Here is a 23,765-nt window from a genome sequence, read left to right as displayed (position 1 = left end):
GACCTTGATCCGACCCGACCCGAGGGGAGGCCGCGGATGACGCCGGGGCGCAGGAGCAGTACCTTCACGCGACTGCTGCGGCACGGCTTCACCGACCCCTCCGGCGCCGAGCGGCTGCTCGACGGCGCCGAGCTGGCCCCCGTGCGCAGCGACCCGGTCCTGCTGGAGGCGCTGGGCGCCACCGCCGACCCGGACCTCGCGCTGGCCGGCCTGGTACGCCTGCTTGAGGCCCAGCCCGACCCCACCGCCCACCGCGAACTGCTCGACACGCTGATAGCGGCCAAGCCGCTGCGCGACCGCCTGCTCGGCGTGCTCGGCGCCTCCGCGGCCCTGGCCGACCACCTGGCCCGGCACCCCCGGGACTGGGCGGAGCTGGTCACCTACGAGCCGCACGACCTGCACCCCGGCGTGGCGGAGTTCGAGCGTGGCCTGTCCGAGGCCATCGACCCGGTCTCGCTGCGCGTCGCCTACCGCCGCTGTCTGCTGTCCATCGCCGCCCGCGACGTGTGCGGCACCACCGACGTCGCCCAGACCGCCGCGGAACTCGCCGACCTCGCCACCGCCACCCTGCGCGCGGCCCTCGCCATCGCCCGCGCCGCCGCCCCCGACGACGCCGCGCTGTGCCGGCTCGCGGTGATCGCGATGGGCAAGTGCGGCGGCCACGAGCTGAACTACGTCTCCGACGTGGACGTGATCTTCGTCGGGGAGGCCGCGAACGGCGCCGACGAGGCCAAGGCGCTCAGGGCCGCCGCGAAGCTCGCCGCGCACATGATGCGGATCTGCTCCGAGACCACCGTCGAGGGCTCCATCTGGCCGGTGGACGCCAATCTGCGCCCCGAGGGCCGCAACGGCCCGCTGGTGCGCACCCTCAGCAGCCATCTCGCCTACTACCAGCGCTGGGCGAAGACCTGGGAGTTCCAGGCGCTGCTCAAGGCCCGCCCGGTGGCCGGGGACATCGAACTGGGGGAGGAGTACATCAGCGCCGTCGAACCCCTGGTCTGGACGGCCGCCGAGCGCGAGAACTTCGTACCCGACGTGCAGAAGATGCGCAGGCGCGTCGTCGAGAACATCCCCGCCGCCGAGGTCGAACGCGAGCTGAAGCTCGGCCCCGGCGGCCTGCGCGACGTCGAATTCGCCGTACAGCTCCTGCAGTTGGTGCACGGCCGGTCCGACCCCGCGCTGCGCAGCGGCACCACCCTGGACGCGCTTGCCGCCCTGGCCGCCGGCGGCTACGTCGGCCGCGCCGACGCCGCCCGGCTCGACGAGGCGTACCGGTTCCTGCGCTGCCTGGAACACCGCATCCAGCTCTACCGGCTGCGCCGCACCCATCTCGTCCCGGACGACGAGGCCGACCTGCGCCGCCTCGGCCGCTCCCTCGGTCTGCGCACCGACCCGGTGGACGGGCTGCTGCGCGAGTGGCGGCGGCACACCGGCGTGGTCCGCCGCCTGCACGAGAAACTGTTCTACCGTCCGCTGCTCGACGCCGTCGCCCAACTCGCCCCGGGCGAGGCCCGGCTGAGCCCCGAGGCGGCCCGGGAACGGCTGGTCGCCCTCGGCTATTCCGACCCGGCCGCCGCGCTGCGCCACCTGGAGGCGCTGGCCGCGGGCGTCACCCGCAAGGCGGCCATCCAACGCACCCTGCTGCCCGTCCTGTTGGGCTGGTTCGCGGACTCCGCCGACCCGGACGCCGGCCTGCTCAACTTCCGCAAGGTGTCCGACGCGCTCGGCAAGACCCCCTGGTACCTGCGGCTGCTGCGGGACGAGGGCGCGGCTGCCGAGAACCTGGCCCGCGTGCTGTCGGCGGGACGGCTCGCCCCCGACCTGCTGATGCGCGCCCCCGAAGCGGTGGCCCTGCTCGGCGACGGCGACGGGGCCGGCCTCGAACCGCGCGGACGCGCGGGCCTGGAAGCAGAGATCCTGGCCGCCGTGGGCCGCGCGGAGAACGCCGAACAGGGGGTCACCGCGGCCCGCGGGGTTCGCCGCCGTGAGCTGTTCCGCACCGCCGCCGCCGACATCGTCGACTCCTACGGCACCGAGGCCAACCCCGTCGAGGCCGACCAGGGCGCGCTGGTGGACCGGGTGGGCGCCGCCGTCTCCGACCTGACCGCGGCGACCCTCGCGGGCACGCTGCGCGCCGTGGTCAGGGGCGGCTGGGGCGACACCCTGCCGACCCGCTTCGCGATCATCGGCATGGGCCGCTTCGGCGGCCACGAACTGGGCTACGGCTCCGACGCCGACGTGGTCTTCGTGCACGAACCGCAGGACGGCGTGGGCGACCACGAGGCGGCGGCCGCGGCCGGCAAGGTCGTCTCCGAGATGCGCCGGCTGCTCCAGCTGCCCAGCGCGGATCCGCCGCTGCTGATCGACGCCGACCTGCGCCCGGAGGGCAAGTCGGGCCCCCTGGTGCGCACCCTCAAGTCGTACGCGGCCTACTACCGCCGGTGGTCCCTGGTGTGGGAGTCACAGGCGCTGCTGCGGGCCGAACCGGTCGCCGGGGACGCGGAGCTGGGCCGCCGGTTCATCGAACTGATCGACCCGCTGCGCTACCCGGCCGAGGGCCTGGGCGACGACGCGGTCCGCGAGATCCGCCGGCTGAAGGCCCGCATGGAGTCCGAACGCCTGCCGCGCGGCGCCGATCCGAAGCTGCACACCAAGCTCGGCCCCGGCGGGCTCTCCGACGTCGAGTGGACGGTGCAGCTGCTCCAGCTCCGGCACGCCTGGGCCGAGCCGGGACTGCGCACCACCCGCACCCGCGAGGCGCTTGCCGCCGCCCGCGCGGCCGGGCTGATCTCCGCGGAGGACGCCGCGACCCTGGATGAGGCGTGGGTGCTCGCGACCCGGGTGCGCAACGCGGTCATGCTGGTGCGCGGCCGGGCCGGCGACACGTTCCCCACCGACTCCCGCGAACTCGCCGCCGTGGGCCGCTACCTCGGCTACACCTCCGGCCACGCCGGCGACATGCTGGACGCCTACCGCCGCACCACCCGCCGCGCCCGCACGGTCGCGGAGGAGCTGTTCTACGACGCCTGAGCCCACGACGGGGAGTGCCGGCCCGGTGGCTGTGCCGGTACCAGGCGGGGCAGTGCGTAGGGCAGGGAGCCGTACCACAGGCCGGCCAGGGTGTAGCCGAACGACAGGCACAGTACGCCGCCGACCGCGTCGAGCCAGAAGTGGTTGGCGGTGGCGACGATGACCACCAGGGTCGCCGCCGGGTACAGCAGGCCGAGTACCCGCACCCAGGGCACCTTGGCCAGCGCGAAGACCGTCAGCCCGCACCACAGCGACCAGCCGATGTGCATCGAGGGCATCGCGGCGTACTGGTTGGACATGTGCTTCAGATCGCCCGAGGCCATCGAGCCCCATGTCTGGTGGACCATCACCGTGTCCACGAAACGGCTGCCGTCCATCAACCGGGGCGGGGCGAGCGGATACAGGTAGTAGCCGACCAGGGCCACGCCCGTCGTCGCGAACAGCACCAGGCGCGTCGCCGCGTAACGCCCGGGGTGGCTGCGGTACAGCCACACCAGCACCGTCAGTGTCACCACGAAGTGCAGTGTCGCGTAGTAGTAGTTCATCCCCACGATCAGCCAAGTCACCGAGTTGACGGCGTGGTTGACCGATTCCTCGACGGCGATCCCCAGCCGGTGCTCGGTCTGCCAGATCCAGTCGGCGTTGCGCAGTGCCTTGCCCCGTTGCTCCGGGACCGCGTTGCGGATCAGGGAGTACGTCCAGTAACTCACCGCGATGAGCAGGATCTCGAACCACAGGCGGGGTCGTCGCGGGGTGCGCAGCCGGCCGAGGAAACGCTGCTCGCCCTCGCCCGTGACGGTCTGCGGAACGGCCCCCTCCTCGCGACCTTCCGGCTGTGTCACGGTCGAGTCACTCATAGGCACAGAGTCTGCCAGAAAAGCTATCTCCGGCAGATCATCCCAAGGTCGGGTCCGCAACGCATGTTCTACGCCACAGGTACCCCCCACCCGCCGCCCCCTCCACCCTCCGGACGAGGCCCGTGAGTGGGTGGGTCAGGGGCGGGGGCGGTCGGTGGGGGCGGAGGCTGTCGAACCGCGTACCACCAGTTCCGGCATGAAGACGAACTCGCTGTGCGGAGCGGGAGTTCCGCCGATCTCCTCCAGGAGCGTCCGCACCGCCGCCTGCCCCATCGCCGGTACCGGCTTGCGGATCGTGGTCAACGGCGGGTCGGTGAAGGCGATCAGCGGGGAGTCGTCGAAGCCGACCACCGAGACGTCCCGCGGGACGTCCAGGCCGCGCTGCCGTACCGCCCGTATCGCGCCGAGCGCCATCATGTCGCTGGCGCAGACCACGGCCGTACAGTCCCGGTCGATCAGCGCGCCGGCCGCAGCCTGGCCGCCCTCCAGCGTGTACAGCGAGTGCTGGACCAGCTCAGCCTCGACCACCTCCGCGGCGAGCCCCAACTGGTCCCGCACCGCCCGCACAAAGCCCTCGATCTTGCGCTGCACCGGCACGAACCGCTTGGGCCCGAGGGCCAGCCCGATCCGGGTGTGCCCCAGCGACACCAGATGGGTCACCGCCAGCGTCATCGCCGCCCGGTCGTCGGGCGAGATGAACGGCGCCTGCACCTTCGGCGAGAAGCCGTCGACGAGCACGTACGGCACGCCCTGCGCGCGCAGCCGCTCGTAGCGCTGCATGTCGGCGGTGGTGTCCGCGTGCAGCCCCGAGACGTAGATGATCCCGGCGACCCCGCGGTCCACCAGCATCTCGGTCAGCTCGTCCTCCGTCGACCCGCCGGGGGTCTGCGTGGCGAGCACCGGCGTGTAGCCCTGGCGGGTCAGGGCCTGCCCGATGACCTGCGCCAGGGCGGGGAATATCGGGTTCTCCAGCTCCGGGGTGATCAGCCCGACCAGGCCCTCGCTGCGCTGCCGCAGCCGTACCGGCCGCTCGTAGCCGAGCACGTCGAGCGCGGCGAGCACGGACTGGCGGGTGGTGGCGGCGACGCCCGGCTTCCCGTTGAGGACGCGGCTGACGGTCGCTTCGCTCACCCCCGCTTGCGCAGCGATGTCCGCAAGCCGTGTGGTCACGCCACCGGACTGTACCGGTCGGCTCGCTCCCTGCCCACCGATCGGACGCCGGGCACGACCCGTCGCACGGCTCGGTGCGGGTTGCTGCGTCATCGCGGTCCCTCGTCCCTCTGGTCGGCCTCGGATGGCAAGAGCTTGCAGAGTCTTGCACAAGTTGCCCCGTGCCCGCTGATCGGCCGTGTCATCGGGTCGCGAAGGGGTCGAGACCCGATAACGACAGGGTAACCCCGGAGATCTCTTGCACTTTTTTTCTGCAAAGTCTTTCGAAACGCTTACAACGCTGTTACGTTCACGTCGCCCGGCGGACGCAACGGCGCAGTCGGCAAGTCGCGGGGACGGCGGACGGGACCGCTCCCCGCACCACTCGGGCTTTTCACCCTCAAGGAGAACTCATGCGGCGTGGCATAGCGGCCTCCGCGCTGGTGGCGTCCCTCGCCCTCACGGCGACGGCGTGCGGCGGAAGCGACAACGGCGACAGCGCCGGCGGCCCGGTCACCATCACCTGGTGGGACACCTCCAACGCCACCAATGAGGCGCCGACGTACAAGGCCCTGGCCAAGGAGTTCGAGGCCGCCAACAAGGACATCAAGGTCAAGTACGTCAACGTCCCCTTCGACCAGGCGCAGAACAAGTTCGACACCGCCGCCGGCGCCAAGGGCGCCCCGGACGTGCTGCGCTCCGAGGTCGGCTGGACCCCGGCGTTCGCCAAGAAGGGCTACTTCCTGCCGCTGGACGGCACCGCCGCCCTCGCGGACCAGGCCAAGTTCCAGCCCAGCCTGATCACCCAGGCGCAGTACGAGGGCAAGACGTACGGCGTGCCGCTGGTCACCGACACCCTCGCGCTCGTCTACAACAAGGCCCTGTTCGAGAAGGCCGGCATCACCGAGGCGCCCAAGACCTGGGACGAGCTGAAGTCCGCCGCCGCGAAGATCAAGGACAAGACCGGCGTCGACGGCTACTGGGGCTCCACCCAGGCGTACTACGCCCAGTCCTTCCTGTACGGCGAGGGCACCGACACCGTCGACGCCGCCGCCAAGAAGATCACCGTGAAGTCGGCCGCCGCGAAGAAGGCCTACGGCACCTGGCTGAGCCTGTACTCCGGCAAGGGCCTGCACAAGGCCGACACCACCGCCGACGCCTACGCCCACATCCAGGACGCGTTCGTCAACGGCAAGGTCGCCGCGATCATCCAGGGCCCGTGGGAGATCACGAACTTCTACCAGGGCTCCGCCTTCAAGGACAAGGCCAACCTGGGCATCGCCACCGTTCCGGCCGGCTCCACCGGCAAGGCGGGCGCCCCGACGGGCGGCCACAACCTCTCGGTGTACGCCGGCTCCGACAAGGCGCACCAGGAAGCGGCCCTGAAGTTCGTCAACTTCATGACCTCGGCGAAGTCCCAGGAGACCGTCGCCCTGAAGAACTCCACGCTGCCCACCCGCGACGACGCCTACACGGCCCAGGTGAAGGCCGACCCCGGCATCGCCGGCTTCCAGGGCGTGCTCGCCGCCGCCCAGCCGCGTCCCGCGCTGCCCGAGTACAGCTCCCTGTGGGGCCCGCTGGACACCGAACTGCCGAAGATCGCGGGCGGCAAGGAGTCCCTGGACGCGGGTCTGGGCAACGCCGAGGTCGCGATCGAGAAGCTGGTCCCGGACTTCAGCAAGTAAGGCCCGCGTGGCCGCCGGCTCCGCCCCCGAGCGCGCGACGTCGCTCGAACAGGGGAACCCCGCGCCCAGGGGAGGGAACCGGCGGCCACCGGCCCGCGCCCGCCCCACCCCCGAACCGCAGACCTGCGAGAAGGTTGTCGAACCATGACAGTCGCCATCGACCGCGCGACCGGCAAGCGCCACGGTGACCGCGCGCCTCGGCCCGGGCTGGGGCAGCGCCTGAAGCACGGCTACCAGAGACACTGGTACGCCTACGCCATGATCGCCCCCGTGGCCGTGGTGCTCGGCGTCCTCGTGCTCTACCCCCTGGTGTACGGCCTCTACCTCACCCTCACCGACGCCAACAGCCTCAACACGGCGCGCACGATCGGCGTCAACCACATCGAGGCGACCTACGAGTTCATCGGCCTGGACAACTACAAGGACGTGCTGTTCGGCCCGACGGCCTACGACCGCTTCTGGTCGCACTTCATCTGGACGATCGTGTGGACCGCGCTGTGCGTCGCGCTGCACTACTGCATCGGCCTCGGCCTCGCCCTGCTGCTCAACCAGCGGCTGCGCGGCCGCACCGTCTACCGGCTGATCCTGGTCCTGCCGTGGGCCGTGCCCACCTTCGTCACCGTCTTCGGCTGGCGCTTCATGCTCGCCGACGGGGGCATCATCAACTCCGCCCTCGACACGCTGCACCTGCCGACGCCCCTGTGGCTCGAGGACACCTTCTGGCAGCGGTTCGCCGCCGTCATGGTCAACACCTGGTGCGGGGTGCCCTTCATGATGGTCTCGCTCCTCGGCGGCCTGCAGTCCATCGACACCGCCCTCTACGAGGCCGCCGAGATGGACGGCGCGAACGCCTGGCAGCGGTTCCGCTACGTCACCCTGCCGGGCCTGAGATCCGTCAGCTCCACCGTCGTACTCCTCGGCATCATCTGGACCTTCAACCAGTTCGCCGTCATCTTCCTGCTGTTCGGCAACACCGCACCCGACGCACAGATCCTCGTGACCTGGGCCTACTACCTGGGCTTCGGACAGCAGCCGCGTGACTTCGCGCAGTCGGCCACCTACGGCATCCTGCTGCTGGCCATCCTGATCGTCTTCACCTCGTTCTACCGCCGCTGGCTGAACCGCAATGAGCAGCAGCTCGCGATCTGAGGCAGGAGTTCCCATGAGCACGACCACCGTCGAGACCTCCGCCACGGTGACCGAGGACCGCCCGGCGCCCGCCGGCCACAAGCACCGCCCTCGCGGCGAACGCGGCCTCGCGGCGTCCCTCGCCTCGCACGGCATCCTGGTCGCCGGGAGCATCGTGGCGCTCTTCCCGGTCGCCTGGCTGGTGTTCCTGTCCCTCGGCCCGGACAAGGACGACTATCTGCACCCGGGCGGCATCTGGCGGAAGATGACGTTCGACAACTACACGTTCGTCCTCCAGCACACGAACTTCTTCGACTGGCTGAAGAGTTCCCTGATCGTCTCGCTCGGCACCACGGTGCTCGGCGTGCTGGTCGCCGCCACCACCGGATACGCGGTCTCCCGCATGCGCTTCCCCGGCTACCGGAAGTTCATGTGGGTGCTCCTGGTCACCCAGATGTTCCCGGTGGCCGTCCTCATGGTGCCGATGTACCAGATCCTGGCCGACCTCCAGCTCATCGACAGCTACTTCGGGCTGATCCTCGTGTACTGCTCGACGGCGGTGCCGTACTGCGCCTGGCTGCTGAAGGGCTACTTCGACACCATCCCGTTCGAGATCGACGAGGCGGGACGCGTCGACGGGCTGACCCCCTTCGGCACGTTCGCCCGCCTCATCCTGCCGCTCGCCAAGCCGGGACTCGCGGTCGCCGCCTTCTACAGCTTCATCACCGCGTTCGGTGAGGTCGCCTTCGCCACCACCTTCCTGCTGGACGACCAGAAGTACACGCTCGCCGTCGGCCTGCAGAGCTTCGTCAGCGAGCACGACGCCCAGCGCAACCTCATGGCCGCCACCGCGGTGCTGATCGCGATACCCGTCTCCGCGTTCTTCTACCTCGTGCAGAAGAACCTGGTGACCGGCCTCACCGCCGGCGGCACGAAGGGCTGACGCCCGCCGCCGCACCACCCCTCCATGACCCGAACTCCTTTACGTACCAAGGACGCCATGAGCCAGCACTCCGCCGACCCGGCCCCGAACACCGCCCTCGCCACCGTCGCGGGCCACCGCGACTGGTGGCGGGACGCGGTGATCTACCAGGTCTATCCGCGCAGCTTCGCCGACAGCAACGGCGACGGCATGGGCGACCTGGAGGGCATCCGTTCCCGACTTCCCTATCTGCGCTCCCTCGGCGTGGACGCCGTGTGGCTCAGCCCCTTCTACGCCTCGCCGCAGGCCGACGCGGGGTACGACGTCGCCGACTACCGGGCCGTGGACCCCATGTTCGGCAATCTGCTGGACGCCGACGCGCTGATCCGCGACGCCCACGCGGAGGGCCTGCGGATCATCGTCGACCTGGTGCCCAACCACTCCTCCGACCAGCACGAGTGGTTCAAGCGCGCGCTCGCCGAGGGCCCCGGCTCGCCGCTGCGGGACCGCTACCACTTCCGCCCCGGCAAGGGCGCCGACGGTGAACTCCCGCCCAACGACTGGGAGTCCATCTTCGGCGGGTCGGCCTGGACGCGGCTGCCCGACGGCGAGTGGTACCTGCATCTGTTCGCCCCCGAACAGCCCGACTTCAACTGGGAACACCCGGCCGTCGGCGACGAGTTCCGCTCCATCCTGCGGTTCTGGCTGGACATGGGCGTGGACGGCTTCCGCATCGACGTGGCGCACGGTCTGGTCAAGGCGGCGGGGCTGCCCGACCTCGGCGGGCACGACCAGCTCAAGCTGCTGGGCAACGATGTCATGCCGTTCTTCGACCAGGACGGTGTGCACGCCGTCTACCGCGAGTGGCGCAAGGTCCTCGACGAATACGCCGGCGATCGGATCTTCGTCGCGGAGGCGTGGACCCCGACCGTCGAGCGCACCGCGAACTACGTCCGCCCCGACGAGCTGCACCAGGCGTTCAACTTCCAGTATCTGAGCACCGACTGGGACGCGGTGGAACTGCGCCGGGTCATCGACCGCACCCTGGACGCCATGCGGCCGGTCGGCGCGCCCGCCACCTGGGTGCTGTCCAACCACGACGTCACCCGGCACGCCACCCGCTTCGCCAACCCGCCCGGCCTCGGCACCCAGATCCGCACCGCCGGGGACCGCGAGCTGGGCCTGCGCCGGGCCCGCGCCGCCACCCTGCTGATGCTGGCGCTGCCCGGCTCGGCCTATCTCTACCAGGGCGAGGAGCTGGGCCTGCCCGACGTGGTGGACCTGCCGGACGAGGTCCGCCAGGACCCGGCGTACTTCCGCGGCGCGGGACAGGACGGCTTCCGCGACGGCTGCCGGGTCCCGATCCCGTGGACCCGCGAGGGCTCCTCCTACGGCTTCGGGCCGGGCGGCAGCTGGCTGCCGCAGCCGTCGGTCTGGGGCGAGCTGAGCGTGCAGGCGCAGGAGGGCGTGCCCGGCTCGACGCTGGAACTGTACCGCTCGGCGCTGGCCGTACGGCGCGCGCAGCCGGACCTCGGCGCGGGCGACGGCGTGCAGTGGCTGCGCGCCCCCGAGGGCGTACTGGCCTTCCGCCGCGGGGAGTTCGTGTGCGTCACGAACACGACGAGCGAGTCGGTGACGACCCCGGCATACGGCCGCGTACTCCTCACCAGCGAAGAGGTGACCGACACGCCCGGCGAAACAAAGATCCCGTCCGACACCACGGTGTGGTGGACAACAACCTGACGAACAACACCCCCCGCGCCCCTTAGGGGCGCGGGGAACTGCGCGACCAACCACGACGGCGCGACAGCCGAACGACGCCCGTCGGGTGGTGTGTTGCCACAGGCGCGCTCGGGTGGCGCCCCATAGGGGCGCGGGGAACTGCGCGCCCAACCACGATGGCGCCGCACCCGAACGACGACCTGCCGGGCCCCCGGAGGGGGGCGCGGGGAACTGCGCGACAAGCCACGACGGCGCCGCACCCGAACGAGGACCTGCCAAGCCCCCGGAGGGAGACGTCAGCCAGAAAACTTGCTGCAACTTTCCTCCGCCCCGCTGCCCTTTCGACCCGCAGGCTCTAACATCTGCGCCACCGCAAGTTTCAGCAAGAGCCTTCAATGACGAAGGGACCCCCATGGCCCGCAGCTCCCTCATCGGCGCCCTAGCCCTCGCAACCGCCGCCCTTGTCATGACCCCGACCGCCGCAGAAGCGTCACCACCCGGCACCAAGGACGTCACCGCAGTCCTCTTCGAGTGGAAGTACGCCTCGGTGGCCCGCGAGTGCACCACCACCCTCGGCCCCGCCGGCTACGGCTACGTCCAGGTCTCCCCGCCCGCCGAGCACATACAGGGCGGCCAGTGGTGGACGTCGTACCAGCCGGTCAGCTACCGGATCGCCGGCCGCCTGGGCGACCGCACGGCGTTCCAGAACATGGTGAACACCTGCCACGCGGCCGGCGTCAAGGTCGTCGTGGACACGGTGATCAACCACATGTCGGCCGGCTCCGGCACCGGCACCGGCGGCTCGTCGTACACGAAGTACGACTACCCCGGCCTGTACTCGGTCTACGACTTCGACGACTGCACCGCGCAGATCTCCAACTACCAGGACCGCTGGAACGTCCAGCACTGCGAACTGGTCGGCCTCGCCGATCTCGACACCGGCGAGGAGTACGTCCGCAGGACCATCGCGGGGTATGTGAACGACCTGATCGGCCTCGGCGTGGACGGCTTCCGCATCGACGCCGCCAAGCACATCCCCGCCTCGGACCTGGCCGACATCAAGTCCCGCCTGACCAACCCCTCCGCCTACTGGAAGCAGGAGGTCATCTACGGCGCGGGCGAGGCCGTCCAGCCCACCGAGTACACGGGCACCGGCGACGTCCAGGAGTTCCGCTACGCCTACGACCTCAAGCGCGTCTTCACCAGCGAGAAGCTCGCCTACCTGAAGAACTACGGCGAGGGCTGGGGCTATCTGAACAGCTCCGTCGCCGGTGTCTTCGTCGACAACCACGACACCGAACGCAACGGCAGCACCCTCAACTACAAGAGCGGTGCCAACTACACCCTGGCCAACGTCTTCATGCTCGCCCTCCCGTACGGCGCCCCCGACATCAACTCCGGCTACGAGTGGTCGGACGCGGACGCGGGACCGCCCAACGGCGGCACCGTCAACGCCTGCTGGCAGGACGGCTGGAAGTGCCAGCACGCCTGGCCGGAGATCAAGTCGATGGTCGCCTTCCGCAACGCCACGCGGGGCCAGTCGATGACCGACTGGTGGGACAACGGCAACAACGCGATCGGCTTCGGCCGCGGCGCCAAGGGCTACGTCGCCATCAACCACGAGTCGTCGTCCCTGACCCGCACCTACCAGACCTCGCTGCCCGCGGGCACGTACTGCAACGTGCAGAACAACACGACGGTGAGCGTGAACTCCTCGGGGCAGTTCACCGCCACCCTGGGCGGCAACACGGCCCTGGCCGTCTACGCGGGCAAGTCGTCCTGCTGAGCCATCGGGCGGCACCCGCCCGATGAAAGTTCTTACCGTGAATTGCACGGCTCTTGCTGTAAGGGTTTCGGCGGCCATACGGTCGCGCGGGCGCCCGCCGGCGGAGCCGTGCCGCGCGTCGCAACCGCGTCGCAACCGCGCCGCGCACGTCGGAGCCGGGCCCCGAAAGAGCCGTAGCACGCTAGGAGTTCACGCCCGTGATACCGAGATGGCAGGCGCCACGCACGCGCCGCGCCCCCCACGTCAGACGGGTCGCGGCCATCGTCGCCGCCGCCCTGGCCGCCGCACTCGTACCACCCCTCGCCGCCCACGCGGCCACCCCGCCCGCACCACCCTCCGACGCCCGGCTCGCCGCGGAACCGGCCCGGCACGACGCGACCCGCGAACAGTTCTACTTCGTCCTGCCGGACCGGTTCGCCAACGGCGACACCGGCAACGACCGCGGCGGGCTGACCGGTTCCCGGCTCAGCACCGGCTACGACCCCACCGACAAGGGCTTCTACCAGGGCGGCGACCTCAAGGGCCTGACCGACCGGCTCGACTACATCAAGGGCCTGGGCACCACCGCCATCTGGCTGGCCCCGATCTTCAAGAACCGGCCCGTGCAGGGCACCGGCGACGAGGCGTCGGCCGGCTACCACGGCTACTGGATCACCGACTTCACCCGCGTCGACCCGCACTTCGGCACCGACAAGGACCTCACGACCCTCATCTCCAAGGCGCACGCCAAGGGCATGAAGGTCTACTTCGACGTCATCACCAACCACACCGCCGACGTCGTCGACTACGCCGAGAAGTCCTACGACTATCTCTCCAAGGGCGCCTTCCCCTACCTCACCGAGGACGGCAAGCCCTTCGACGACGCCGACTACGCCGACGGCAGCAGGCCGTTCCCGGCCGTCGGCACCGGCTCGTTCCCGCGCACACCGCGGCCGACCAGCCAGTCCAAGGTCCCGGCCTGGCTCAACGACCCGACGATGTACCACAACCGCGGGGACTCGACATACACCGGCGAGTCCACCACCTACGGCGACTTCTCCGGCCTTGACGACCTGTGGACCGAACGGCCCGAGGTCGTCCGGGGCATGGAGCGGATCTACCAGCGCTGGGTGCGGGACTTCGGCGTGGACGGCTTTAGGATCGACACCGTCAAGCACGTGAACATGGAGTTCTGGACGCAGTGGGCCACGGCCCTTGACGCGTACGCGGCCCGGCACGGCCGCGAGGACTTCTTCATGTTCGGCGAGGTCTACTCCGCCGACACCTCCGTCACCTCCCCGTACGTCACCCAGGGCCGGCTCGACGCCACCCTCGACTTCCCCTTCCAGGACGCGGTGCGCGGCTATGTGGCCCAGGGCGGCAGCGCCCGGAAACTCGCGGGCGTCTTCGCCGACGACTACAAGTACACGACCGACAAGGCCAACGCGTACGAGCAGGTCACCTTCCTCGGCAACCACGACATGGGCCGCATCGGGACCTTCCTGAAACAGGACAACCCGGGTGCCGGCGACGCCGAACTGCTCGCCAAGGACCGGCTCGCCAACGAGCTGATGTTCCTCAGCCGGGGCAATCCCGTCGTCTACTACGGCGACGAGCAGGGCTTCACCGGCGCCGGCGGCGACAAGGACGCCCGCCAGACGATGTTCGCCTCCCGGGTCGCCGACTACCTCGACGACGACGAGATTGGCACCGACCGCACCCACGCGAGCGACGCCTACGACACCAGAGCCCCGCTGTACCGGCAGATCAGCGCCCTGGCCAAGCTCCGCAAGGCCAACCCGGCACTCACCGACGGAGTGCAGACCGAGCGGTACGCGGCCGACGGCGCCGGGATCTACGCCTTCACCCGCACCGACGCCAGGACCGGCCAGGAGTACGTCGTCGCGTTCAACAACGCGGAGCAGGCCGAGGCCGCCACCTTCGCGACCGGCTCGGCCGGCATGACCTACCGGGGCGTCTACGGCAGCACCGACTCCGTGCGGTCCGGCACCGACCGCCGAATCACCGTCACCGTCCCGGCCGGCACCGCCGTGGTGTACAAGGCCGCAGGACCCCTCGCCAGGCCCGCCGCCAAGCCGGCGATCACCCTCACCGCCCCGGCCGCCGGTGCCACCGGGACCGTCGAACTGTCGGCCGGCGTCGACGGCGGACAGCTCAACCGGGTCGTGTTCGCCGCCCAGGTCGGCAACGGCCCCTGGCGGACCCTCGGCTCCGCCGACCACGCCCCGTACCGGGTCACCCAGACCCTCGGCGGCGACGTCCCGGCCGGCACCGCCCTGCGCTACAAGGCCGTCGTGATCGACTCGGCCGGGCGCACCGCGAGCGCCACCGCCACCGGCAGCACCGGCACCCCGCCCGCCGAGGACGTCCCCACGGCCGCCTCCCGGGACTACGCGATCGTCCACTACAAGCGCGCGGACGGCGACTACACCGACTGGGGCCTGTACGCCTGGGGCGACCTCGCCGACGGCGAGTCCACCACCTGGCCGGACAGCCACCCCTTCGTCGGCCGGGACGCCTACGGCGCCTTCGCCTACGTCAAGCTCAGGCCCGGCGCCTCGAACGTCGGCTTCCTGGTCATCGACAAGAACGGCACCAAGGACGTCGCCGCCGACCGCAGCATCGACGTCACCAGGACGGGCGAGGTGTGGATCGAGCAGGGCAAGGCCGACGTCCTGACCGAGAACCCCGCCCCGCCCGCCCAGGACACCGGCAAGGCGGTCCTGCACTACCACCGCGCCGACGGGAACTACGACGGCTGGGGCCTGCACGTCTGGACGGGCGCCGCGCACCCCACCGACTGGTCGAAGCCGCTGCCGCCGGCGAGGACCGACGCCTATGGCGCGGTCTTCGAGGTACCGCTGACCGAGGGCGCCACCAGCCTCGGCTACATCCTCCACAAGGGCGACGAGAAGGACCTGCCCGCCGACCAGTCCATCGACCTCAAGGCCGAAGGACACGAGGTGTGGCTGCTGAACGGCCAGGACAAGCACCTGCTGCCGCAGCCCGCGGGCGGCACCACCGCGCTCGACCTGACCACCGCCAAGGCCATCTGGATCGACCGGGACACCGTCGCCTGGAACGGCGTCGAGGGCGCCGCCTCCACCCAGCTGCTCGCCTCCCCCGACGGCTCGATCGCCGTCAAGGACGGGACGCTGACCAGCGACGACGAGCGCTGGCTGCGGCTGCGGAAGACCACACTCACCGACGCCCAGAAGGCGAAGTACCCCCATCTGAAGGACTACACCGCCTGGTCCGTCGACCCGCGCGACCGGACCCGCGTCCCGGACGCGCTCGACGGGCAGCTCGTCGCCTCCCAGCGGGCCGCGAACGGCGCGGTGCTCGCCGCGACCGGCGTCCAGATCGCGGGTGTCCTGGACGATGTGTACGACGCGACCGGGGCCGACCTCGGACCGACGTTCCGTGGCGGCCGTCCCACCCTGGCGGTGTGGGCGCCCACGGCACAGCGCGTCTCCCTGGAACTGGACGGCTCCACGGTGGCCATGCGGCGCGACGACACCACCGGCGTGTGGTCCGTCACCGGCCCCGCGTCCTGGAAGAACAAGCCCTACCGGTACGTCGTGAAGGTGTGGGCGCCCGCCGTCGGCCGGATCGTCACCAACAGGGTCACCGACCCCTACTCGCTCGCCCTCACCGCCGACTCCCGGCGCAGCCTCGTCGTCGACCTGGACGACCGGTCCCTGACGCCGGACGGCTGGTCGACGCTGCGCAAGCCGCGGGCCGTGCCGCTCAGGGACGCCCAGATCCAGGAGCTGCACATCCGTGACTTCTCCGTCGCGGACGAGACGGTACCGGCCGGGCACCGGGGCACCTACCGGGCCTTCACCGACAAGAACGGCGACGGCTCCCGGCACCTGCGGGAACTGGCCCGGTCCGGCACCTCCTACGTCCACCTGCTGCCCGCGTTCGACATCGCCACCGTCCCCGAGAAGAAGACCGACCAGGCGAGCCCCGACTGCGACCTCGCCGCCCTCCCGGCCGACTCCGGCACCCAGCAGGCGTGCGTGGCGAAGACCGCCGCGAAGGACGCCTACAACTGGGGCTACGACCCGTACCACTACACGGTCCCCGAGGGCTCGTACGCCACCGACCCGGACGGCACCGCCCGCACGCTCCAGTTCCGCGAGATGGTCAAGGCGCTGGGCGAGGACGGCCTGCGGGTCGTCATGGACGTCGTCTACAACCACACGGCAGCCAGCGGCCAGGCCGACACCAGCGTCCTCGACCGGATCGTGCCGGGCTACTACCAGCGGCTGCTCGCCGACGGCAGCGTGGCCACCAGCACCTGCTGCGCCAACACCGCGCCCGAGAACGCCATGATGGGCAAGCTCGTGGTCGACTCCATCGTCACCTGGGCCAAGGAGTACAAGGTCGACGGGTTCCGCTTCGACCTCATGGGCCACCACCCGAAGGCCAACATCCTCGCCGTGCGCAAGGCACTCGACGCGCTGACCCCGCAGAAGGACGGCGTCGACGGCAAGAAGATCATCCTGTACGGCGAGGGCTGGAACTTCGGCGAGGTCGCCGACGACGCCCGCTTCGTCCAGGCCACCCAGAAGAACATGGCCGGCACCGGCATCGCCACCTTCTCCGACCGGGCCCGGGACGCGGTGCGCGGCGGCGGCCCCTTCGACGACGACCCGGGCGTCCAGGGCTTCGCGTCCGGCCTGTACACCGACCCCAACCCCGCCGCCGCCAACGGCACCCCGGCCGAGCAGCGGGCCCGGCTCCTGCACTACCAGGACCTGATCAAGGTCGGTCTGACCGGGAACCTCGCCCGGTACCGCTTCACCGGCACCGACGGCAAGGAGGTCACCGGCGCCGAGGTCGACTACAACGGCGCACCCGCCGGCTACGCGGACGCACCCGGAGACGCGCTCGCCTACGCGGACGCGCACGACAACGAGTCGCTGTTCGACGCGCTCGCCTACAAGCTGCCCAAGGACACCACCGCCGACGACCGCGCCCGGATGCAGGTCCTGGCGATGGCCACGGCCGCGCTCTCCCAGGGCCCGGCCCTCTCCCAGGCCGGCACCGACCTGCTGCGCTCGAAGTCCCTGGACCGCAACTCCTACGACAGCGGCGACTGGTTCAACGCCGTCCACTGGAACTGCGCGGACGGCAACGGCTTCGGCCGCGGGCTGCCCATGGCCGCCGACAACTCCGCCAAGTGGCCCTACGCCAAACCCCTGTTGGCCTCCGTGCGGGTCGGCTGCCCGCAGATCCGCGGCGCGTCGGCCGCCTACCAGGACCTGCTGAAGATCCGTACGACGGAACCGGCGTTCTCCCTCGGCACGACCGAGCGGGTGCAGGCGCGGCTCGCCTTCCCGCTGTCCGGGAAGGACGAGACACCCGGCGTGATCACCATGCGGCTCGGCGACCTGGTCGTGGTGTTCAACGCGACGCCCACGCGGCAGGAGCAGCGGATCGGCGGGCTCGCCCAGGACCGCTACCGGCTGCACCCGGCGCAGTCCGCGGGCGCCGACCCGGTGGTGAAGACGTCCTCGTACGCCGCTGCCTCGGGCACCTTCACCGTCCCGGCCCGTACCGTGGCGGTGTTCACCCGGGCCGCGAACTAGGGTGAGGGCGTTGCCGTAGAACAGGAGCGCAGATGCCGCAGATCACCGTCGACTACTCCCGCACCCTGGAGCCCGCGTTCGACCGCGCGGGCTTCGCGCGGGCGCTGCACGAGGCGACCGTCGAGATCGCGGCGGCCAAGCCGGAGGCGTGCAAGACGCAGTTCCGCCCCAGCGCGGTCACCGCGTTCGGCTACGCCGACCCGGCCGGGCAGGAGCATGCCGTCGTGCACGTCACCATCGGGTTGCTCGCCGGCCGCAGCGACGAGACGAAGGCGCGGCTGACGGAGACCGTGCTGGACCTGCTGCGCACGCACATCACGGACGGGGGCGCGACCCTGCACGCCTCGGCCGAGGTCCGCGACCTCGCCCCGTCCTACCGCAAGTTCGACCGCTAGGAGGCCAGGGCCACGAGCCGGCCGATCAGGTCCGCGAACGGGCCGTCGGCCGGCTCGTCCTTGAGCATGCCGCGCAGCAGTTCGGCCATCTCCTCGTCGTAGGCGGCGCTCACCGCCGCCAGCGCGGCGAAGTCGTACACGAGCTGGGCCTCCAACTCCGCGCGCGGGATGCGCCGTCCGTCCAGCCAGATCAAGGCCGTCGACTCGGCGAGCGAGATCCAGGAGCGGACGACCAGTTCCAGCCGCGGGGGTGCGGACACGATCCCCAGATGCGACAGAATCTGGTCGTACGCGGCCTGCCGTACGGAGTCGATGAGCGCGTTCGTCGTGGAGGAACCGACCGCGGGACCGCCGCGCATCAACGCCGAGAAGCCACGGCCGTGTTCTTCCACGAAGTCGAAGAACCGGCGCATCACTCGCAGCAGCCGCTTCCCGAGCGGGCCCTCCTGCGGTTCCGTGAACCGGCTCGCGAGATCCTCCGCCGCCCGCTTCAACGCGGCCTCGTACAGGCTGAGTTTGCCCGGGAAGTAGTGGTAGACGAGGGGACGTGAGATGCCGGCGGCCGCCGCTATCTCATCGATGGAGATCTCATCGGGCGAGCGACGGCTGAACAGTTCGAGGGCCACACCGATCAACTGCTGCCGCCGCTCCTCCACTCCCATCCTGCGGCGAACCCCGGTACTCATACGAACACCTTACCGACCGTTTCCGGCCCACCCACCCCGCCCCCACCAAACCCCCCATTTCCCCACCCCGCACTAGACGGCAGGGCTCAGCTCAGCCAACCAAGGGGCGCGGGGAACTGCGCGACAAGCCACAACGCATCAACCGGCGGAGCCAAACGCTACCGCAGTGCAGAAACCCCACTCCCATCAGCCAACGTTCCGCTCAGCTGGGCGCGAGCCCCTCGCTCGGCCCGCGCAACAAGCACCTGTCCCCGCGCCGACGCGGTGACCCCACCGGTCGTACGGATCGACGCCACGTCCTTGCTGCCCGCGGCCAGCAGATACCAGGACCCGCCCTCCGACTTCCACAGCACCCCTGCCAGCACATGCGGATCGCGCGGACCGCACGCGGCCACGTCGGTGGCCTTGGCGGCGACCGCCCCGTATCGGCCGCCCGGCGTGTGGAACTGGGCCAGCACCGCCGTGCCCTCACCCCGCCAGGTCTCCGCCCGCGTGCACACCCAGTCCCCGGTCCCGGCATCCTCGGGCAGCGCCTGGTCGGCGTACGCCCAGGCGTTCACGCTGCGCACACCCCCCGCGCGCTGCGCGGCCAGCGAGCAGGCGAACGGCGCCCACGTGGCCAGCGTCTCCGCCCCGGCCGGCTGGGCGGCACCGGGACGGCCGCTGGTGAGCCGGGCCGGCACCAGTTCGCCGAGGTCGGTGGACAGGTATGTGCCGGACGCGTCGGTCAGTTGCAGCACGTTCCATGACGTACAGGCGTCGGGCTGCCGCACCGGACTGGCCAGCGGCGCCGTGACCCCGTCGGTCAGGTCGAGGTCCATCGCGCCCCCGCTCGGCTTCCGCAGATCCCGCTCGGCGGCCTTCGTCACCCAAGGCGCCGTCAGATAGCGGACGTTGCCGTCGGCGCGGCCCAGCACGAGCGCGCTCGCCTCGGGTCCGGTCGCCCCGTCCACGCGGGCCAGGTCGAGCGCGGCGCCCTCCGCGCCGTCCTTCGGTTCGGCGTACCGGGCGATACGCAGACCGTCGTAGAGGATCACCACATGGGCGTTGTCGACCTCGCCTGCGTACAGCAGTTGGGGCGGGCCCGCCGGGCCGCCCGTCTGGGTGCCGGGGGTCGCCGAGACGCGGACGGACTCACCGGGGCGGGCCCAGACGGCGAGCGCGCGGCGCAGCAGCGCGGTGTCCTGGGCGAGGGCGCCGCGGGCCGGCCACACGGAGAAGTCGGTGCGCGCCGACGACTTCCAGGCCGCCGGGACGACCCGGACCAGCCGGCCCGGGTCCAGGGCGGCCTCCGCCGCCGGGTTCTGCGCGTACTCGGGCGCCGCCGCGCCGTCCGGGCCCCAGCCGCCGCCCGGCAGCGCGACGAGGGCGCCGCACACCGCGATCGCGGCCGCGGCGGCGATCGCGGCCTTGGTGTGCTGCCTGCGCCGCATCAGGTCGGTGGGCCGGGCCTGGAGCGAGCAGGGGTCGAACTCGGGGGAGTCGAGCAGCGCGTGCTGCGCGGGGACGCCGTTCGCCTCCGCGAGCGCCGCGTCGGGGTCCGCCACCTTGGCGGCGGCCAGTACCCGGCGCACGTCGGCGTCCGGCAGTTTCTCCAGACCGCGCAGGACATAGGCGGCGCGGGCCGGTCCGCTCAGCGTCGCGAGGCGCTGGTCCAGGGCGAGTTCGTCGGCGCCGCCGGACCGCGGGAACAGCCGCAGGCCCCACACCTGGGGGAGCAGCGGGGGCAGCTGGGACCGCTTGGGCCACGCCCGGCGCCTGAGCGGGAGCCCCGCCTCCAGGGCCGTACGCACCACCCTGAGGCGTACGAAGGCGTACCCGGGGTCGCCGTCGCGTCCCGTCGACTGCGACGGGATCACCGAAGCGGACGTACGGCCCCGCGGCAGCGCCCGCTGGACCAGGGCGTGCGCGGTCAGGACCCGCCGGCTGCGGCCCATCCCGGGCGGCAGCACCAGATAGCCGAGCCGGACCAGCCGCGGATAGTGCTCGACGAGCGCGGCCTCGGCCTGCTCGACATCGACGACCGAGTCGTCGGCTGCGGTGGAGGTGGGTGCGTGACGCGGGGCTACATCCTGTGGCTGCACGTCCGGGAGAACGATCAGAACGGCGGTTGGTCACCGTGGTGACCCGCTCTCCTTCAGCTCGCCTACGGCGCCGTTGTGGCTTGGCGGCGGTCTTCGTCTGCGGGTGCGTCGTGGCTGGTCGCGCAGTTCCCCGCGCCCCCTGCGGGGCTTGGCGGCGGTGTTTGTCTGCGGGTGCGTCGTGGCTGGTCGCGCAGTTCCCCGCGCCCCCTGCGGGGCTTGGCGTCAGTCTTCGTCTGCGGCGCCGTCGTGGCTGGTCGCGCAGTTCCCCGCGCCCCTTGTGGGGGCTGGTGTCGGGTTTTGGCTGCGGGTCTGTTGTGGCTGGTCGCGCCGTTCCTCGCGCCCCTTGTGGGGGCTGGTGTGGGTTTTTGGGTGGCGTGGTTCCTCGCGGTTCTGTGCGTGGCGTGAGGCAGGTGTGTGGGGGATTGAGTGGGGGGCCGGTGGGGGCCGTATCGATGGTGGGGTCCCGTGGCGGGGCCTTCTGCGGCATGCTGTCGCCGATCGGGACCGGAGGAACACATGAGGGTGACGCGACCGATGCTCGCCGTGACGGGTGTCGCGGCCGTACTGGCGCTGGCGGGCTGCGGGTCCGGCGGCGACGCGGGGGCGGTGCCGCCCACGGCCACGGGCAGCCTGGAGAGCCTGGCCGCCGAGGTGAAGTGCGCGCCGGACATCCAGACCGACGCCGACGAGATCCGCCAGGCACTCTGCAAGAACCGGGACGGCAAGTTCGTCCTCGCCACCTTCGCCACCGACCGCGGCCAGCGCGAGTGGATCAACGACGCGAAGGACTACGGCGGTTACTACCTGGTGGGCCGCAAGTGGGTGGCCGTCGGCGAGGACGGGGTGGTCAGGGCGCTGCGCGGCAGGCTCGGCGGCGACCTGGAGGCCGGCACGGACCACAGCGCCCACACCGGCTGACGCGCCGGTCCTGGCATGACGAAGGCCGGTGGCGGGAGGGACCCGCCACCGGCCTTCCACCGGTACCCGCCTCAGCGGATCACTGGCACCGCTGCCCGCGGTTGACACAGTTCGCGATCTTGTTCGCCAGGCCGCCGGTCGTGACGCTGATGAAGTCGTCGTGGTCGGTGGCCGGCTTGTGCAGCTGTTCCGGGAAGCCGTCCACCGCGTAGGCGTTCTTCACCACGCCGTTCTGGATGCTCGGCCGCGGAACGCTGTACACCAGGCGCATCGTCAGCTGCGGGATCGCCTTGAACCCGTTCTGGCAGTTGCCGTTGGCGTCGGCGAAGGCCACGTGCGTGCGGTGGTTCGCGCTGTCGACGTTCTGGCCGTCCCAGCAGCTCTGGAAGGCGAAGGTGCGGACCACCTGGCTGCCCTGCGGGCAGATCGGGTACTGCTCGGTCAGCTGCACCTTGTTCTCGAAGCCGGTGCAGCTCCAGTGCGCGTTGGCGTTGGCCAGGCCGTTGGTGGTGGTCTTGGCGTCACCGGTGATGATGCGCAGGAACTGGGGCATCGCGACGACCTTGGAGGTCGGGCTGCCGACGTACTTGATCTCCGCCTGCCGGGGGACCAGGATGCGGCCGACGTTGCCCTCCTTGCCGCCGCCGTCGGCGTTCTGGTCGAAGTCCTGCGTGCCGTCCTGGACGCGGACCACCGGCCAGTAGTACGACGACAGGTCGTTCTTGTTCTGGCAGCTGGTGCCGCCCTGCAGGAACGTGTCGTTGCTGGAGAACGCGTTGACCTTCTGGTTGCCGACGTAGTCGTGCAGGTGGTGCGCGCCGTTGGCCACGCCGGGCGCCACGATCACGTTGTCGGTGTTGTGGTTCTTGTTGGCGTTCACACCGCAGCGGGTGGTGAACGTGCCGGTCGACGCGCCCCGGGTCTTGCGCGGCTTGGCCTTGACGTTCGGCTGCACCTTGGTGATGTCGACGAAGTCGGCGGCGACCGGGCCGTTGCCCGCCTGCCCGCCGATGCCGCCCTGCTGCTGGCCGTCACCGCCGTTCTGGCCGCCGTTCTGCTGACCACCGCCGTTCTGCTGGCCGCCGCCGTTCTGCTGGCTATCGCCCTGCTGCTGGCCGCCGCCGTTCTGCTGGCCGCCGCCTTGCTGCTGGCCGTTGCCGCCGTTCTGGCCGCCGGCGTTGGTCTGGTTGGCGCTCTGCGTGGTGCAGGCGGACAACTGGGCCAGCGAGGTGTCGAAGGAACCGCCGACCCGCTGGATGCCGATCCTGATCCGGTCGATCGTCGCGGCCCGCTTCTCCTTGAGGGGGCCGACGATCGCGTTCTGCACGAAGTTCGTGTCGTTCTGCTGCGCCTGGCGGGTGGAGGCGAGCCGGGCGTAGGCCTCGGTGATCTGCTTGTCGAGGTTCGCCAGTTCCGTCGCCACCCCGGGGCGGGCCGCGTTCGGCACATTCGTCAGCTTCTGGCCGACGTCCGGGCAGGAGATCGTCGCCACCTGCGCGGCGGCGGCCTTCGTCTGGTTCTGCGCCGAGTTGTTGGATTCATGCGCAGAGGCATAGAAGTTCGCCCAGATCAGCCCGCCCCCACCGAGCGCTAGGGCCGCCGATGCGGCTATGGCCTTGGTGGCCAGCGGCGTACGGCGTTTTCGTGTGTTGCGTCCCATGGAACTCCTCTGACTTCCTTGCGGGGCAGCATCGAGGCGCCCGACAGGAGTGAAGCGGCGCCCTTTCATACGGACCCGGTCCCACGGGTGTTCAGCCGTCCCACGAATTACTCACAGGTTCGATGTTTCAGCGGCGCTCAACC

General features: G+C 70.9%; 14 protein-coding genes. 9 read left to right on the top strand and 5 right to left on the bottom strand.

Features of this window, described 5'->3' with window-relative positions; translation table 11 throughout:
• The first annotated feature begins 36 nt into the window (after window positions 1-36).
• Entirely contained in the window at window positions 37-3,030 is a 2,994-nt protein-coding gene (locus tag ACIRFL_RS14990; protein WP_404028175.1) for a bifunctional [glutamine synthetase] adenylyltransferase/[glutamine synthetase]-adenylyl-L-tyrosine phosphorylase, read from the top strand.
• Here ACIRFL_RS14990 and ACIRFL_RS14985 read toward each other — a convergent pair.
• Window positions 3,018-3,887 carry a phosphatase PAP2 family protein gene (locus ACIRFL_RS14985; protein ID WP_404028172.1) on the bottom strand — a complete coding sequence of 290 codons (870 nt, stop codon included), beginning with the start codon at window positions 3,885-3,887 and terminating at the stop codon, window positions 3,018-3,020. The two genes, ACIRFL_RS14990 and ACIRFL_RS14985, sit on opposite strands and share 13 nt — an antisense overlap.
• Before the next feature lie 135 nt (window positions 3,888-4,022).
• Window positions 4,023-5,057: a LacI family DNA-binding transcriptional regulator gene (locus tag ACIRFL_RS14980; RefSeq protein WP_404028169.1), complete on the bottom strand. Its 1,035-nt coding sequence runs from the start codon at window positions 5,055-5,057 to the stop codon at window positions 4,023-4,025.
• 392 nt (window positions 5,058-5,449) lie between these two features.
• Here ACIRFL_RS14980 and ACIRFL_RS14975 point away from each other — a divergent pair, with 392 nt between their 5' ends.
• The 7 genes from ACIRFL_RS14975 (at window position 5,450) to ACIRFL_RS14945 (ending at window position 18,274) form a co-directional block, all read left to right on the top strand.
• Window positions 5,450-6,721, top strand: a complete 1,272-nt coding sequence (locus ACIRFL_RS14975; protein ID WP_404028166.1) for an extracellular solute-binding protein — start codon at window positions 5,450-5,452, stop codon at window positions 6,719-6,721.
• Window positions 6,722-6,865: 144 nt separating this feature from the next.
• Window positions 6,866-7,870 (top strand): carbohydrate ABC transporter permease, encoded by a 1,005-nt coding sequence (locus tag ACIRFL_RS14970; protein ID WP_404028163.1) that lies wholly within the window; start codon window positions 6,866-6,868, stop codon window positions 7,868-7,870.
• Between the two features lie 13 nt (window positions 7,871-7,883).
• Window positions 7,884-8,792 (top strand): sugar ABC transporter permease, encoded by a 909-nt coding sequence (locus ACIRFL_RS14965; RefSeq protein ID WP_404028160.1) that lies wholly within the window; start codon window positions 7,884-7,886, stop codon window positions 8,790-8,792.
• A gap of 57 nt (window positions 8,793-8,849) precedes the next feature.
• Window positions 8,850-10,514, top strand: coding sequence for a glycoside hydrolase family 13 protein (locus ACIRFL_RS14960; protein WP_404028158.1), 1,665 nt, complete (start codon window positions 8,850-8,852; stop codon window positions 10,512-10,514).
• Window positions 10,515-10,905: 391 nt separating this feature from the next.
• On the top strand, window positions 10,906-12,279 hold the full coding sequence (locus ACIRFL_RS14955; RefSeq protein ID WP_404028155.1) for an alpha-amylase family protein: 1,374 nt from the start codon (window positions 10,906-10,908) through the stop codon (window positions 12,277-12,279).
• 197 nt (window positions 12,280-12,476) lie between these two features.
• Complete coding sequence (gene pulA, locus ACIRFL_RS14950; protein ID WP_404028152.1) at window positions 12,477-17,879, top strand: pullulanase-type alpha-1,6-glucosidase; 5,403 nt, start codon at window positions 12,477-12,479, stop codon at window positions 17,877-17,879.
• Between the two features lie 32 nt (window positions 17,880-17,911).
• Entirely contained in the window at window positions 17,912-18,274 is a 363-nt protein-coding gene (locus ACIRFL_RS14945; protein ID WP_404028149.1) for a 5-carboxymethyl-2-hydroxymuconate Delta-isomerase, read from the top strand.
• On the opposite strand, the gene ACIRFL_RS14940 is transcribed toward ACIRFL_RS14945, so the two are convergent.
• Together ACIRFL_RS14940 and ACIRFL_RS14935 are read right to left on the bottom strand one after the other, a co-directional pair.
• Window positions 18,271-18,960, bottom strand: a complete 690-nt coding sequence (locus tag ACIRFL_RS14940) for a TetR/AcrR family transcriptional regulator (protein WP_404028146.1) — start codon at window positions 18,958-18,960, stop codon at window positions 18,271-18,273. The two genes, ACIRFL_RS14945 and ACIRFL_RS14940, sit on opposite strands and share 4 nt — an antisense overlap.
• 158 nt (window positions 18,961-19,118) lie before the next feature.
• Entirely contained in the window at window positions 19,119-21,044 is a 1,926-nt protein-coding gene (locus ACIRFL_RS14935; RefSeq protein ID WP_404028143.1) for a hypothetical protein, read from the bottom strand.
• 516 nt (window positions 21,045-21,560) lie between these two features.
• Between ACIRFL_RS14935 and ACIRFL_RS14930 the strand changes: the two genes are divergently transcribed.
• The gene (locus ACIRFL_RS14930) at window positions 21,561-21,962 is read left to right on the top strand and encodes a hypothetical protein (RefSeq protein WP_404028141.1); all 402 of its coding nucleotides are present in this window, start codon (window positions 21,561-21,563) and stop codon (window positions 21,960-21,962) included.
• Between the two features lie 79 nt (window positions 21,963-22,041).
• Here ACIRFL_RS14930 and ACIRFL_RS14925 read toward each other — a convergent pair whose 3' ends face one another.
• Window positions 22,042-23,622, bottom strand: coding sequence for a DUF1996 domain-containing protein (locus ACIRFL_RS14925; protein ID WP_404028139.1), 1,581 nt, complete (start codon window positions 23,620-23,622; stop codon window positions 22,042-22,044).
• Window positions 23,623-23,765: the final 143 nt, after the last annotated feature.

The sequence above is a fragment of the Streptomyces sp. NPDC102462 genome (assembly GCF_044765425.1).
Lineage (GTDB): Bacteria > Actinomycetota > Actinomycetes > Streptomycetales > Streptomycetaceae > Streptomyces.
This window is presented reverse-complemented; position numbering and strand designations above follow the sequence as displayed.

Bases quoted from the DNA above. Each gene is read 5' to 3' on its own strand.
- ACIRFL_RS14990 (WP_404028175.1), top strand. From the start codon at position 37: ATGACGCCGGGGCGCAGGAGCAGTACCTTCACGCGACTGCTGCGGCAC.
- ACIRFL_RS14985 (WP_404028172.1), bottom strand. From the start codon at position 3,887: ATGAGTGACTCGACCGTGACACAGCCGGAAGGTCGCGAGGAGGGGGCC.
- ACIRFL_RS14975 (WP_404028166.1), top strand. From the start codon at position 5,450: ATGCGGCGTGGCATAGCGGCCTCCGCGCTGGTGGCGTCCCTCGCCCTC.
- ACIRFL_RS14970 (WP_404028163.1), top strand. From the start codon at position 6,866: ATGACAGTCGCCATCGACCGCGCGACCGGCAAGCGCCACGGTGACCGC.
- ACIRFL_RS14965 (WP_404028160.1), top strand. From the start codon at position 7,884: ATGAGCACGACCACCGTCGAGACCTCCGCCACGGTGACCGAGGACCGC.
- ACIRFL_RS14960 (WP_404028158.1), top strand. From the start codon at position 8,850: ATGAGCCAGCACTCCGCCGACCCGGCCCCGAACACCGCCCTCGCCACC.
- ACIRFL_RS14955 (WP_404028155.1), top strand. From the start codon at position 10,906: ATGGCCCGCAGCTCCCTCATCGGCGCCCTAGCCCTCGCAACCGCCGCC.
- ACIRFL_RS14945 (WP_404028149.1), top strand. From the start codon at position 17,912: ATGCCGCAGATCACCGTCGACTACTCCCGCACCCTGGAGCCCGCGTTC.
- ACIRFL_RS14940 (WP_404028146.1), bottom strand. From the start codon at position 18,960: ATGAGTACCGGGGTTCGCCGCAGGATGGGAGTGGAGGAGCGGCGGCAG.
- ACIRFL_RS14930 (WP_404028141.1), top strand. From the start codon at position 21,561: ATGAGGGTGACGCGACCGATGCTCGCCGTGACGGGTGTCGCGGCCGTA.
- ACIRFL_RS14925 (WP_404028139.1), bottom strand. From the start codon at position 23,622: ATGGGACGCAACACACGAAAACGCCGTACGCCGCTGGCCACCAAGGCC.